The organism is Burkholderia sp. HMSC10F09 (genome assembly GCF_001806955.1).
In the GTDB taxonomy this organism is placed as follows: domain Bacteria; phylum Pseudomonadota; class Gammaproteobacteria; order Burkholderiales; family Burkholderiaceae; genus Burkholderia; species Burkholderia multivorans.
Genome location: NZ_KV786839.1, coordinates 1 through 12,383 on the forward strand (window position 1 = coordinate 1; position 12,383 = coordinate 12,383).

The window sequence follows — 12,383 nt, forward strand, 5'->3', positions numbered from 1 at the left end:
GGAGCCGGCCCGCGTCGGCGCGCGCCGCGAAGGCGGCGCGCAGCTCGTGCACGATCGCGACGGGACGAAACCGCGCGGCGGCGACGCGCGCGTGGGTCGCGTCGTCGAGCAGCGGGCGCAGATCGTCGGCCGGATCGGTGCCGCGCAACTGGTGCTTGAGCGCAAAGACGAACGCGATGACGCGGCGCACGAACGCGCGCCGCTCATGCGCGTCGGCCGAAACCGCGCCGTAGCAGAGCGCCTGCGACGTCAGCGTGCGCGCGGCGGTCAGCACGCCGCCCCACAGCTGCCGCGCCTCCCGGTAGCGATCGTAGCTGGCGTTGTTGCGGAAGCCCGCGAAGATCGCGAGCGTCAGGCCGATCAGCGTAAACGGCGTCGGGTTCAGCGGCACCTTCTCGCCGAGCACGCGGCCGCCGCCCCAGACGGCGATCAGGCTGATGACGAGCGTCAGCACGAGCTGCGGCAGGATCGTCGGCAGCACCGAGCCGTTCCACACCAGCAGCATGCGCAGCCAGTGCTCGCGCGGACGAACGATCATCGCGGCACTCCGTCACGCGGCGACCGGGGTCGGCGCGGCGGCGCGATGCAGCAGCACCGGAATCGATTTCGAGGTCGGCGTGTTGCAGACGTCGCCGACGCTGTCGAGCGGCACGAGCGGATTCGTTTCCGGGTAGTACGCGCCGATGCAGCCGCGCGGAATGTCGTATTCGACGAGCAGGAAGCCGTTCGCGCGGCGCTCGATGCCGTCGTGCCACACGGTTTCCATGTCGACCCAGTCGCCCGCCTTCAGGCCGAGCATCGCGAGATCGTCGCGGTTCGCGAACACGACGCGACGCTGGCCGAACACGCCGCGATAGCGGTCGTCGAGCCCGTAGACGGTCGTGTTGTACTGGTCGTGCGAGCGCGTGGTCATCAGCGTCATCAGCCGCTCGCCGTGCAGGGCACGTGCGCGCTGGATCGGCGTGTCGGTCGGCAGCGCGTGCGCGATGAAGTTCGCCTTGCCGTTCGGTGTCAGCCACTCGCGGTCGCGCGATGCGACGCGCAAATGAAAGCCGCCAGGCCGCGCGATGCGCGCGTTGTAGTCGTAGAAGCCGTCGAGCGTCGCTTCGATCGCGTCGCGAATCTTCGCGTAGTCGTTCTTGTACGCGAGCCAGTCGACCTTGTCGCTGCCGAACAGCGCGTGACCGATATGCGCGACGATCGCGGGCTCCGACATCAGGTTCGGCGACGCGGGCCGGTTCATCCCGTACGAGACGTGCACCATGCTCATCGAATCTTCGACGGTGACGCCTTGCGGCACGTTGTCCTGCAGGTCGACCTCGGTGCGGCCGAGCGTCGGCAGGATCAGCGCGTCGCGGCCGTGGATCAGATGGCTGCGGTTCAGCTTCGTCGTGATGTGCACGGTCAGGTCGCAGCGGCGCATCCCTTCCCATGTGCGCGGCGTGTCGGGCGTCGCCATCGCGAAGTTGCCGCCGAGGCCGATCAGGACCTTCACGCGGCCGTCGAGCATCGCCTCGATCGTCTCGACGACGTCGTACCCGTGTTCGCGCGGCGGCTCGAAGTCGAACACGCGGCCGAGCCGTTCGAGGAACGACAGCGTCGGCTTTTCCTCGATGCCGACCGTGCGGTTGCCCTGCACGTTCGAATGGCCGCGCACGGGGCACAGCCCCGCGCCGGGCCGGCCGATGTTGCCGCGCATCAGCATCAGGTTCGTCAGCATCTGCACGGTCGCGACCGAATGCTTGTGCTGCGTGATCCCCATGCCCCACGTCGCGATTACGCGCTCGCTGCGCGCGTAAAGCTGCGCGAGCGCGTCGATCTGCTCGTACGGCACGCCGCTTTCGGCGGTCAGCGCGGCCCAGTTTTCGGCGCGCAGATCGTCGGCGAACGCGTCGAAGCCGGCCGTGTGCGCGTCGATGAACGCGGTGTCGAGCACGCGCGGTGCACCGGCGGCGCGCGCCGCGTCGTCGAGTTCGAGCACGCGTTTCGCGACGCCCTTGATCAGCGCGAAGTCGCCGCCGAGCGTCGGCTGGATGAAGGTCGAGGCGATCCGCGTGCCCGACATCGTCAGCATCTCGAGCGGGCTTTGCGGATCGGCGAAACGCTCCAGCCCGCGCTCCTTCAGCGGATTGATCGACACGATCGTCGCGCCGCGCTTCGCGCATTCACGGAGTTCGCCGAGCATGCGCGGATGGTTGGTCGCCGGGTTCTGACCGAAGATCAGCAGCGTGTCCGCATGTTCGAAATCGTCGAGCGTGACCGTGCCCTTGCCGACGCCGACCGACGCCGGCAGCCCGCGGCTCGTCGCCTCGTGGCACATGTTCGAGCAGTCGGGAAAGTTGTTGGTCCCGTACATCCGCACGAGCAGCTGATACAGGAACGCCGCTTCGTTGCTCGCGCGGCCGGACGTGTAGAACGCGGCCTGATTCGGGTCGGGCAGCGCGCGCAGATGCCGCGCGATCAGCGCGAACGCGTCGTCCCACGCGATCGGCACGTAGCGGTCGGTCTGCGCGTCGTACACCATCGGATCGGTGAGCCGGCCGTGCTGCTCGAGTTCGAAATCCGACTGTTCGAGCAGTTCGGTCACCGTGTGTTCGGCGAAGAACGCCGGCGTCACGCGCTTGCTCGTCGCTTCGGCCGCGACGGCCTTCACGCCGTTCTCGCAGAATTCGAAGGTCGATGCGTGCTGGCGGTCGGGCCACGCGCAGCCCGGGCAGTCGAAGCCGTCGGGCTGGTTCTGACGCAGCAGCGTGCGGTAGTTGCCGCCGGCGACCTTCTCCTTGATCAGGTTGATCGTGACGGCTTTCAGCGCGCCCCAGCCGGCGGCGGGGTGGGTGTACGGCTCGATGCGCGCGGTGGCGGATTTCTTTCTCATGATGCGTCTGTCGGGATCGATGCGTGCACAGTACGCGCGGCACCGCATGCGCTGTGTGTACACCTGTTCACTTCAAAAAAGAGTACAGTTGCGGCGATTCGCACAGTGCGCATCGCAACTGTGTGGTTGAAGGCGGATTGAAAGGGAGGCGAGTGAAGCGTTACGAACGACTGGCCGACGATCTGCACGCGCAGATCGAACGAGGCGTTTATCGGCCCGGCGACCGGATTCCGTCGGTACGGCACGCGAGCCGCCAGCACCGGCTCAGCGTGACGACCGTGCTGCGCGCGTATCTGCTGCTCGAAAGCCGCGGCCTGATCGAAAGCCGGCCGCAGTCGGGCTATTTCGTACGCGCGCGTCTCGACGCGCCGGCGCAGGCCGAGCTGCATGCGTCGACGCCGGCGGCCGAGCCGTCAGCGGTCGACGTGAGCCGGCTCGTGCTGTCGACGCTGCGTTCGATCGCGCGCGACGATGCGGTGCCGCTCGGTTCGCCGTATCCCGACGCGTCGCAGTTTCCGGTGCAGCGGCTCGCGCGCTACGCGCAGGCGATCGGCCGGCGCCGCACGCGCTGGGGCGTGATCGACGATCTGCCGCCCGGCAACCAGGAACTGATCCGCCAGATCGCGCGCCGCTATGCGGAGCGCGGCGTCGTCGTCGAGCCGGGCGAGATCGTGATGACGATCGGCGCGACCGAAGCGATCAACCTGTGCCTGCAGGCGGTCGCGAAGCCGGGCGATACGATCGCGGTCGAATCGCCGACGTTCTACGCGATGCTGCACGCGATCGAGCGGCTGGGCATGCGCGCGCTCGAAGTCGCGACGCATCCGGTCGACGGCATCGATCTCGACGCGCTCGAACGGATCCTCGAACGCGAGCGCATCGCCGCCTGCATGGTGATGCCGAACTTCCAGAATCCGCTCGGCTTCCAGATGTCCGATGCACGCAAGCGCGCGCTCGTGGAAATGCTCGCGAAGCATGGCGTGCCGGCGATCGAGAGCGACGTCTATCACGAGCTGCACTACGGCGACGCGACGCCGAGCGCGCTGAAGTCGTTCGACCGCGACGGGCTCGTGCTGCATTGCGCGTCGTTTACGAAGAGCCTGTCGCCGCGCTACCGGATCGGCTGGGCGATGCCGGGCCGCTATCGCGACCAGGTCGAGAAGCTGAAATTCCTGAACACGCTCGCGACGCCTGCGATCGAGCAACTGGCGATCGCCGAATATCTGAAATACGACGGCTACGATTTCCATCTGCGGCGCATGCGCAAGCACTACGCGCAGCAGGCGAATCTGATGAGCTCGATGGTGCGGCGATTCTTCCCGGACGGCACGCGGCTGTCGCAGCCGCAGGGCGGCTACGTGCTGTGGGTCGAGTTGCCGCCGCAGGTCGATGCGATGAAGCTGTACGGGCTCGCGCTCGCGCAGCGGATCACGGTCGGGCCGGGCCACATGTTCTCTGCGGGCGCCGATTACCGGCACTTCATCCGGCTCAACTACAGCTATCCATGGTCGCGGCAGATGGAGGAGGCGCTGAAGGTGCTCGGGCGGCTCGCCGCCGAATGCGCGGCCGCGTGAGCACGCCGCGCGGCGCGGCTGTCCGCTATGCGGCGATCGCGGTTTCCGGGTCGTCGCTCGATTCGGCGGCGGCGCGGCGTGCATCGGCACGCATGGCACCCGTCATCTCGCGCATGTCGAATCCCGACGGATGCTGGTAGACGCGCAGCCCGAACTCCGGCAGCACCGCGATCAGATGGTCGAACAGATCCGACTGGATCGCTTCATAGTCGACCCACGTCGTCGTGTCGGTGAAGCAGTACAGCTCGAGCGGAATGCCCTCGGCGGTGAGCGGCAGCTGGCGCGCCATGCAGGTCATGTCGCGGCGGATGCGCGGATGCCACTGCAGATAGTTCGCGACGTATGCGCGAAACGTGCCGAGGTTCGTCAGCTGGCGGCGATTTGCCGGGCACTCGGCCGCCGCGCCGAGCGCGCCGTTCCATTGCGTGATCGCGTCGACCTTTTCGTCCAGATAATCCTTCAGCAGCGTGAGCCGTTCGAGCCGCGCGATCTCGTCGTTCGTCAGAAAGCGCACGCTCGTCGCGTCGATGAACAGCGCGCGCTTGATCCGGCGGCCGCCCGCTTCGGTCATCCCGCGCCAGTTCTGGTAGCTCTCGGTGATGAGTTTCCAGGTCGGCACGGTGATGATCGTGTGATCGAAGTTCGCGACTTTCACGGTGTTCAGCGTGATGTCGATCACCGTGCCGTCCGCGCCGGCGGACGGCATCGTGATCCAGTCGCCGATTCGCAGCATGTCGTTCGACGACAGCTGCACGCCGGCGACGAGCCCGAGCAGCGTGTCCTTGAAGATCAGCATCAGCACCGCCGACATCGCCCCGATGCCGGACAGCAGCAGCCCGATCTGCTTGCCGGTCGCGTCGCCGATCACGACGAGCGCGGCCGTGATGAACATCACGAGCTTGACGAGCTGCATTGCGCCTTTCAGCGACAGGCGCGGCTGTTCGCGGCGCGTCGTGCGGTACGTATGCTCGAGCGCGGAGAGCGTCGCGCTGATCGTCATCGTGACGACGAACACGATCAGCGCGAACAGCACCTTGTCGGCGGCCTGCGCGGCGGCGTCCGGCAGGCCGGGCACCGCGCCGAGCCCGAGCTTGATCACGACGAACGGGACGATGCGGTTCAGCCACTTGAACGCGCCGAACTGGAACAGCGCATCGTCGATGCGCGTGGCCGAGCGCCGCGCGAGCCGCGCGACGACGCGAAACAGCAGGAAATGGACGGCCGCGGTGACGACGCCGGCGGCAGCGAGCAGGACGAGCGTGCCGACGAGCGGCGCAAACCAGGATTCATTCAAAGTCATAGCGGGTGGTGCGGTCCTTCTGTTGCATTGGAATCGGCGCCGCGATGCGGCGCGTGCCCGCTGAAGGGCACTTGAAAGGGACAGCGATTGTGCCATCGGGTTCCGGGCGTGTGCTGCGACGGTCGCAGTCAGCGGCGACAGTCGCCGCGGCGGCCGCTCGATGCTTGCATGAGGCGCGACGCGCGCAACGGGCTCGCCCATCGTCGCCGCGCATGACGGATAGCCGTGCAAGCGTGGCGCCGCGCATACGCGTGCCGAGCGATTCTGGCGGCGCGCCGCAGGGTGGCGATGCGCGACATCCTCGCGGGCGTCTCGCCTCGCATCGACCGACATGCGGGACGTGCCCGGCTATGCGCGAATCGTCGGTATGCCGGCCGTCGCGGGCGGCTTCACGGTGGTGTTCCCGCGGCGCGCTGCCGCTGCCAGGAGCCGTGCGCACGCGCGCAAAGCCTTTCAGGATCGGCGCGGCCGCTGTCGCTGTGGTGTTTCGCCGGCCTGCTGTTCGCGCGCATGCTGCGCACCGAGCGGCAGTGGCGGCGCCTGAACGTCGGCCTCGGCCTGCTGCTCGTAGGGGCGATCGTGCCGATGTGGCTGCCGTAACGCGGTCGCGCCGTTCGTCGCCGCACAGGCGTGCGCGACGTGGTGCGACCCGGCGCGTTCAACGCGAGTCGTTTGACGCCGGTGCCGCGCGGCGGCCGCCTGCGCCGGCGGACCACAGCGGCAGGCGCAGCGCGGTGACGAAACTCGACGCGTGCAGCACGCACAGCAGGCCGAACGCCCAGGCGTAAGCGGTACCGTGCGCGTCGCCGCCCGCCGCGTGATCGACCCGCAGCCGCCATGCGAGAAACAGCGTGCAGAGCGTCGTCAACGTCGGCCCGCCGAGGCGCTGCACGATATTGAGCGACGTGGTCGCCATCGGCAGGTCGCGGCGTTCGACCGACGCATAAGCAGCCGTAATGGAAGGCGCGCCGATCGCGCTCTGTCCCATCCCGCGCAGGAATAGCGCGGGCACGAGCACGACGGGATCGTAGCCGCGCAGTGCGAGATAGACGAACGGCAGCGTCGCGAGCAGCGCGAGCATCGCGCCCGCGGCGGCGAGCCGCCGCACGCCGAAGCGGCCTGTCAGCGCGCCCATCGACGGATAGGTGACGAGCATGCCGAGTCCCATCGGCGCGAGCAGCCAGCCCATCTCGCTGGGCGAACGGCCGCACGCCTGGATCAGGAACACCGGGATCAGCATCTGGCCCGCGAACAGCGCGCCGTTCGACAGGAACTGCGTCGAGGCCGCCGCGCCGAACACCTTGCGGCGAAACAGCGCGAGATCGAGCAGCGCGCGATCGCCCTTGCGCGTTTCGACGCGCAGGAAGGCGACGAGCAGCAGCGCCGCGGCGACGAGTGCCACGATGCCGAGCGCCTCGCCGATGCGCTCGACGCCGTACAGGAACAGCACGAGCCCCGGCGACAACAGCGACAGCCCGATCCAGTCGAGCGCTCGCGGCTGCGTTTCTTCGCGATCGCCGGGCAGGAGCCAGGCAGCGAGCGCAAGCGCGAGCAGGCCGACCGGCAGGTTCACGAGAAACAGCCAGCGCCACGACATGTGCTGCAGGATCGCGCCCGCGACGACCGGGCCGAGGATCGGCGCGAGCAGCACGGGCACGGCCGCATAGCCGATCACGCGCGCCATCTGCTGGCCCGCGACGCGCGCGATCATCATCTGCGCCATCGGCGCGAGCAGTCCGCCGCTCATGCCTTGCAACGCGCGAAACGCGATCAGCGACGGCGGGGACCACGCGAGCCCGCAGAGCGCCGACGTCAGCGTGAACGCGGAGAAGCACCACAAGTACAGCGCCTTCGCGCCGATCCGGTCGACGAGCCAGCCGTTCAGCGGCAGCACCAGCGTCAGGGCGAGCAGATAGCCGCTCGTGACCCACTGGATCGTCGACAGGCTCGTGTGCAGATCCGTCGCGAGGCTCGACAGCGACACGTTGACGATCGTCGCGTCGAGCTGCGACAGCAGCGAGCCGAGCATCGCCACCGCGCTGACCTTCCAGATCGACGGATCGAGTCCGCCGCCCGCGCGGGCCGGCGCCGGTTGCGTACGTTCGTCGCTCACGCGCCGCGCCGGTCCAGCAGCGCGACGATGTCCTGCGTCGAACCCGTCTCACCGAGACGCGGGAACAGGCGCTCGACACTGTTCGCATGGGCGTCCGCGTTCAGATCAGTCATCGCGTCGACGGCGAGCGTCACGTTGTAGCCGAGTTCGTGCGCCTGCCGCGCGGTCGATTCGACGCCGATGCTCGTCGCGACGCCGGCCAGCACGATCTGCGTGACGCCGGCCGCCTTCAGGTAAGCGTCGAGATCGGTGCCGGTGAACGCGCCCCAGGTTTTTTTCGTGACGAGATGGTCGCCGGGCTGCCGGTCGAGTTCGGCGATGAGCTCGGTCCAGTCGGCCGGCAGCGCGTCGAGGCGAACCTGCTGCTGCGTGCGGCCCGGTGCGCCGCCCGCGACGTTGACGAGCACGACCGGCAGGCCGCGGCTGCGGAATGCGTCGAGCAGTTCGCGCGTGCGTTCGATCACGCCGCCGACCGGATGCGCGGTGGGCAGCGCGACGATGCCTTTCTGCAGGTCGATGACGACCAGCGCCGTGTTTGTGTCGAGACGGGTTGCGCTCATGATGAGGACTCCATGGAACGGACGGGGGACGGGAAAGGCGCGCGAACGGATGCGGCGGCATCGCCGCGCGCGTGGCTCACTTGTCGCCGATCCGCCTGATCAGCGGGATCGCGGCGGCGAGCGTGCGGATTTCTTCGGGATCGAGTTGCTCGATCGCGGCGCCGAGCCAGCGGTGCTTGGCCGCGCTGCGCTTGCGGCGCGCCTCGCGGCCGGCCGCGGTCAGCAGGAACAGGATCTGGCGACCGTCGGTCGGATGCGGCTCGCGTTCGACGAGACCTTCCTCTTCGAGACTCGCGAGGATCGCCTTCATCGACTGCGGCTTCATCGACTCGGCGCGGGCGAGATCGGCGGTCGTCATCGGGCCGTTCGATTCGAGCCGCGCGAGCGCGCTCGTCTGCGACATGCCGAGCCCGTCGGACGCGACTTCCGAGCGCAGCCGGCGGATCAGCTGTCCGACGGCGAGCGTCAGCTCGGTGGCAACGGCATCGGCGGTGAGGTTCGGTTTGCGTGCGGCGTTCATGAGGCGGATCTTAGGACAAGACAGTTAGACTTGCAAGTTTAACTGTCGAATTATCGACGATGCAGCGCGATGTGCGTCGCGACGAAAGCAGGCGGCAGACAGGCGGGTTCAGGAATTGAAGCGGTCAGGGGGCGGCCGGACTTCGATCCATCGATGACTGCAACGACAGCGGGCGGGCGCCGCGATGCGCTCAGCCGGATTTACCGTCGCGATCGGGCGGCGCGAAGGGCACGACCTCGCTGTTTCCCGGCGTGGCGGCTTCATGCAGCAGATCGCCGAGATACTGCGCGAGTTCGTCGGCGGCGAGCGTGGGCGGAATATGCAGGTCGGCCGGGCGTCGCTTGCCTTCGACGCCGAGATCGAACACGGCCCAGCCGTCGCTTCGGCGGACGACGGCGAGACGGCGTCCGAATGCGTTGAAGCGGTATTCGTCCGGCATCGCATTGCTCCCGAAGATGAATGCGCCGGCTGCCTGCACGTTTACTGAATCGAGCAGGCCAGCCAGCGATGGATCCTGATCGCGTCGCTCGAGACGCCGGCGCGCGTCGGTGCGCCAAGCAGCACGACGGTCGTGCGGCGACCTTTCACGCGCATGCGCATCACGACGCCGTGACCCGATTCGTTGATGAAGCCGGTTTTCTGCAGGCGGATCGGCAGGCGGCGATAGCGGACGAGCGGATCGGAATTCACATACAGCAGTTCGCCGTCGCCGGGGCGCACGGTCGTGGACCTGTCGGTCGAGAAGTAGCGGATCAGCGGATCCTGTGCGGCCGCGTCGACGAGCCGTGCGAGATCCTCGGCCGTCGACACGTTGTGCGGGGACAACCCGGTCGGTTCCCTGAAATGTGTATGGCGCATGCCGAGCCGGCGCGCTTCACGATTCATCGCCTTGACGAAGGCGGCGCGGCCGCCCGGATAGTCGCGGCTCAACGCGGCGGCCGCGCGGTTCTCCGACGACATCAGCGCGATATGGAACATGTCGCGGCGCGACAGCTCCGAGCCGACCTGCAGGCGCGAACCGGTGAACTTGATCGTGTCGCGATCGTTCGCGGTGACGCGCAGCACGCCGTTCAGCGGTCGATCGGCATCGCGCGCGACGACGGCCGTCATCAGTTTCGAGATCGACGCGATCGGTCGCACCGTGCGCGCATTCCGGGCCAGCAGCGGCGTGCCGGAATCGACGTCGAGCACGTAGGCCGCGCGCGAATGGAGCGATCGGACCGCACGCGGGTTGTACCCGCAGCTCGCCAGCAGGCGCGGTTTCGCGGCGGGATGCGGACGGGCCGCCGTCGTGCGTTTCGCGCGACGCTGCTGCGGAGCCGGTGCCGCGTGGCGCTTGATTGCGTGGTGCTTCACGCGCGGGCGGCGATGCTTGACGGCCTTTTTCTTGCGCTGGACAGGTTTTTTCTTGACCGTTTTCTTGACGGCTTTCGCATGCGGCACGGCATGCGCCGCGCGCTGGGGCGGGTGGCGTTGCGCCGACGATGCGTTCGTCGCGAACGCGAACGTCAGGATCGACAACGCGATGAGCAGGGTGGTCCGGGCGAGAGGCAGGCGCGCGATGAGGCCGGTCAAGCGAAAAGCTCCTTTTCACGCGCGACGACGCAGCGTGGCATGGTTGAGCGGTCAGGGGAGCGGAAAATTATACGGTCGATCGCGGCGCGATGACGATGGACAGCGGGAAAGGAAGGCGATTTTTCGCAGAGATCGGGCGTTTTTACTGCCGTGCGGAGGACGAGGGCGGCGCAATGCGGGCGAATACTCGCGCGCTATGGAGACGCGCGACGCGATCGTGGCACGATCGCGCGCCCGGCCTTAACGCGGCCAGTTGCGCCGCGACACGATCGCGAAGCTGACCGCAATCGATCCCGTCACGATGCGCGGTCGTGCCTGGTCCGGTGGCGCGTCGTCTAGGCGAAAGCGGCCGCGGCGTCCGTCGGCGCGCCGGGCTTCGCGCGCGGGCGCCGGCACATCGGGTGCGATCGCACATTCGTTCGCGACGATCGGCTCGCACGACTCGTCGTTCGGGCACGCGGACGCAGGATGAAAGGTCATGACGGGATAGTCCGGAAAGGGATTGCCTCCATTGAACGCCATGTCATTCAATCAGTAAAATGAATATTTCGATCGTTTCGATTCCCTACAAGAATGGAACTGAAGCTGCTGAGAACGTTTCTGACCGTCACCGAGCAGAGCCATTTCAGTCGGGCGGCCGATGTGCTGCATATGAGCCAGCCGGCACTGAGCAAGCAGATCGGCGCGCTCGAAGCGAGCCTCGGCGGCAAGCTGTTCGAGCGCGGGCGGCATGGTGCCGAACTCACACCGTTCGGCGAGCGCTTCCTGCCCGATGCACAGGCGCTCGTGCGCGATGCCGACGAGATCGTTGCGCGCGCAAGGGAAGCGGCGAGCGGACAGCGTGGCCATCTGCGGCTCGGTATCTGCCTGTCGGTGCTGACGCTGGTGCCGCGGCTCGTGGCGGAGTTCCGGCGGCTGAATCCCGGCATCGCGGTGACGCTGAGCGACCTGTCGTCGGCCGAGCAGACGCGCCGCCTGCGCGCGGGCAAGCTCGACGCCGGTTTTCTGCGGCTGCCGGCCGACGACGGATTGTCGTCGTGCCGCGTGATCGACGAGTCGCTCGCGCTCGCGGTGCCGCCGCAGCTCGGCTTCAAGCGCGTGCCGGCCGATCTCGACGTGCTGAACGAACTCGGCTTCATCGCGTTGCAGCGCGCACGCGGGGCCGGGCTCGCCGCGCAGATCGATCGATGGTGCATGGCGCGCCGTTTCGTGCCGCATGTGACGCAGCAGGCGGAGGACGTGCAGTCGGTGCTGACGTCGGTGGCGGCCGGTGTCGGCGTCGCGTTCATCCCGTCGGGCGCGCAGTATCTGCTGCGCGACGCGACGGTGCTGCCGCTCGACGGCCGCGACGCGAAATGGCGTGTCGGGCTCGCGTGGGTATCCGAGCGCGACGATCCCGTGACGACGCGTTTCGTCACGTTCATGCGCAATGCGATCCAGCCGCCGCGCGGCCGCGTATGAACGAAGCGGTATAGTGTGCGCGACCGGCGCGAACCGGCCGGTCGCTTGCCGAACGACTTTGCCGGCCGCGCCGCCGGTCACGAACCGATGACCTCCGAATCCGACGACACCCCGCTCGATCCCGCATTCGTCGCGACGCTCGCGACGCTCAACGATGCCGCCGCCGATCCGTCCGGCAAGCGATGGTCGCTGCCGAAGATCGCGAAGCGCGCGCAATTGCCGATGAGCACGCTGCGCCGCGTGCTCACGCAGCTCGACGCGGCCGGCCTGACGGCGACCGACGTACACGACGACGGCACCGGCAGCGCCGCGCTGACCGACGAAGGGCGCGCGGTGTGCGCGCAGCTGTTCGGCGCTAACGACGCGCAATGAAGAGGCGTGCCGCACGCGCGCCGCGCGTGCGGC

General features: G+C 68.1%; 12 protein-coding genes. 3 read left to right on the plus strand and 9 right to left on the minus strand.

All coding sequences use genetic code 11. The annotated features are described in order from the left end of the window. Positions 1–538: bestrophin family protein (locus HMPREF3115_RS21610; protein WP_305367014.1), on the minus strand; the 538-nt coding region annotated here is incomplete at its 3' end. A gap of 12 nt (positions 539–550) precedes the next feature. Then, positions 551–2,875 carry an FdhF/YdeP family oxidoreductase gene (locus HMPREF3115_RS21615; RefSeq protein ID WP_070555991.1) on the minus strand — a complete coding sequence of 775 codons (2,325 nt, stop codon included), beginning with the start codon at positions 2,873–2,875 and terminating at the stop codon, positions 551–553. A gap of 152 nt (positions 2,876–3,027) precedes the next feature. Between HMPREF3115_RS21615 and HMPREF3115_RS21620 the strand changes: the two genes are divergently transcribed. Further along, positions 3,028–4,449 (plus strand): aminotransferase-like domain-containing protein, encoded by a 1,422-nt coding sequence (locus tag HMPREF3115_RS21620; RefSeq protein WP_069221031.1) that lies wholly within the window; start codon positions 3,028–3,030, stop codon positions 4,447–4,449. Between the two features lie 25 nt (positions 4,450–4,474). Here the strand turns inward: HMPREF3115_RS21620 and HMPREF3115_RS21625 are convergent, their stop codons facing one another. From HMPREF3115_RS21625 to HMPREF3115_RS32705, 7 genes are all read right to left on the minus strand, one after another. Beyond that, the gene (locus HMPREF3115_RS21625; RefSeq protein ID WP_070555993.1) at positions 4,475–5,749 is read right to left on the minus strand and encodes a mechanosensitive ion channel family protein; all 1,275 of its coding nucleotides are present in this window, start codon (positions 5,747–5,749) and stop codon (positions 4,475–4,477) included. A 658-nt stretch (positions 5,750–6,407) separates the two neighbouring features. Beyond that, the gene (locus HMPREF3115_RS21635) at positions 6,408–7,862 is read right to left on the minus strand and encodes a DHA2 family efflux MFS transporter permease subunit (RefSeq protein WP_070555997.1); all 1,455 of its coding nucleotides are present in this window, start codon (positions 7,860–7,862) and stop codon (positions 6,408–6,410) included. Then, positions 7,859–8,422, minus strand: a complete 564-nt coding sequence (locus tag HMPREF3115_RS21640; protein ID WP_006396870.1) for an isochorismatase family protein — start codon at positions 8,420–8,422, stop codon at positions 7,859–7,861. Before HMPREF3115_RS21640 ends, HMPREF3115_RS21635 begins: the two co-directional genes overlap by 4 nt. Positions 8,423–8,498: 76 nt before the next feature. Next, positions 8,499–8,942 carry a MarR family winged helix-turn-helix transcriptional regulator gene (locus HMPREF3115_RS21645; protein WP_006403300.1) on the minus strand — a complete coding sequence of 148 codons (444 nt, stop codon included), beginning with the start codon at positions 8,940–8,942 and terminating at the stop codon, positions 8,499–8,501. 190 nt (positions 8,943–9,132) lie between these two features. Continuing rightward, positions 9,133–9,381, minus strand: coding sequence for a DUF7661 family protein (locus tag HMPREF3115_RS21650; RefSeq protein ID WP_069221480.1), 249 nt, complete (start codon positions 9,379–9,381; stop codon positions 9,133–9,135). A 41-nt stretch (positions 9,382–9,422) separates the two neighbouring features. Continuing rightward, on the minus strand, positions 9,423–10,517 hold the full coding sequence (locus HMPREF3115_RS21655; protein WP_006403302.1) for a serine hydrolase: 1,095 nt from the start codon (positions 10,515–10,517) through the stop codon (positions 9,423–9,425). 240 nt (positions 10,518–10,757) lie between these two features. Beyond that, the gene (locus HMPREF3115_RS32705; protein WP_070555999.1) at positions 10,758–11,039 is read right to left on the minus strand and encodes a hypothetical protein; all 282 of its coding nucleotides are present in this window, start codon (positions 11,037–11,039) and stop codon (positions 10,758–10,760) included. Between the two features lie 51 nt (positions 11,040–11,090). On the opposite strand from HMPREF3115_RS32705, the gene HMPREF3115_RS21665 reads away from it, so the two are divergent. After that, positions 11,091–11,978 (plus strand): LysR family transcriptional regulator, encoded by an 888-nt coding sequence (locus HMPREF3115_RS21665; RefSeq protein WP_070556001.1) that lies wholly within the window; start codon positions 11,091–11,093, stop codon positions 11,976–11,978. An 87-nt stretch (positions 11,979–12,065) separates the two neighbouring features. Next, positions 12,066–12,350 (plus strand): hypothetical protein, encoded by a 285-nt coding sequence (locus tag HMPREF3115_RS21670; RefSeq protein ID WP_012216881.1) that lies wholly within the window; start codon positions 12,066–12,068, stop codon positions 12,348–12,350. Positions 12,351–12,383: the final 33 nt, after the last annotated feature.

Excerpts from the sequence above, each read along its gene's own strand:
- HMPREF3115_RS21665 (WP_070556001.1), top strand. The coding sequence starts at position 11,091 with ATGGAACTGAAGCTGCTGAGAACGTTTCTGACCGTCACCGAGCAGAGC.
- HMPREF3115_RS21615 (WP_070555991.1), bottom strand. The coding sequence starts at position 2,875 with ATGAGAAAGAAATCCGCCACCGCGCGCATCGAGCCGTACACCCACCCC.
- HMPREF3115_RS21640 (WP_006396870.1), bottom strand. The coding sequence starts at position 8,422 with ATGAGCGCAACCCGTCTCGACACAAACACGGCGCTGGTCGTCATCGAC.
- HMPREF3115_RS21625 (WP_070555993.1), bottom strand. The coding sequence starts at position 5,749 with ATGACTTTGAATGAATCCTGGTTTGCGCCGCTCGTCGGCACGCTCGTC.
- HMPREF3115_RS32705 (WP_070555999.1), bottom strand. The coding sequence starts at position 11,039 with ATGGCGTTCAATGGAGGCAATCCCTTTCCGGACTATCCCGTCATGACC.
- HMPREF3115_RS21645 (WP_006403300.1), bottom strand. The coding sequence starts at position 8,942 with ATGAACGCCGCACGCAAACCGAACCTCACCGCCGATGCCGTTGCCACC.
- HMPREF3115_RS21670 (WP_012216881.1), top strand. The coding sequence starts at position 12,066 with ATGACCTCCGAATCCGACGACACCCCGCTCGATCCCGCATTCGTCGCG.
- HMPREF3115_RS21650 (WP_069221480.1), bottom strand. The coding sequence starts at position 9,381 with ATGCCGGACGAATACCGCTTCAACGCATTCGGACGCCGTCTCGCCGTC.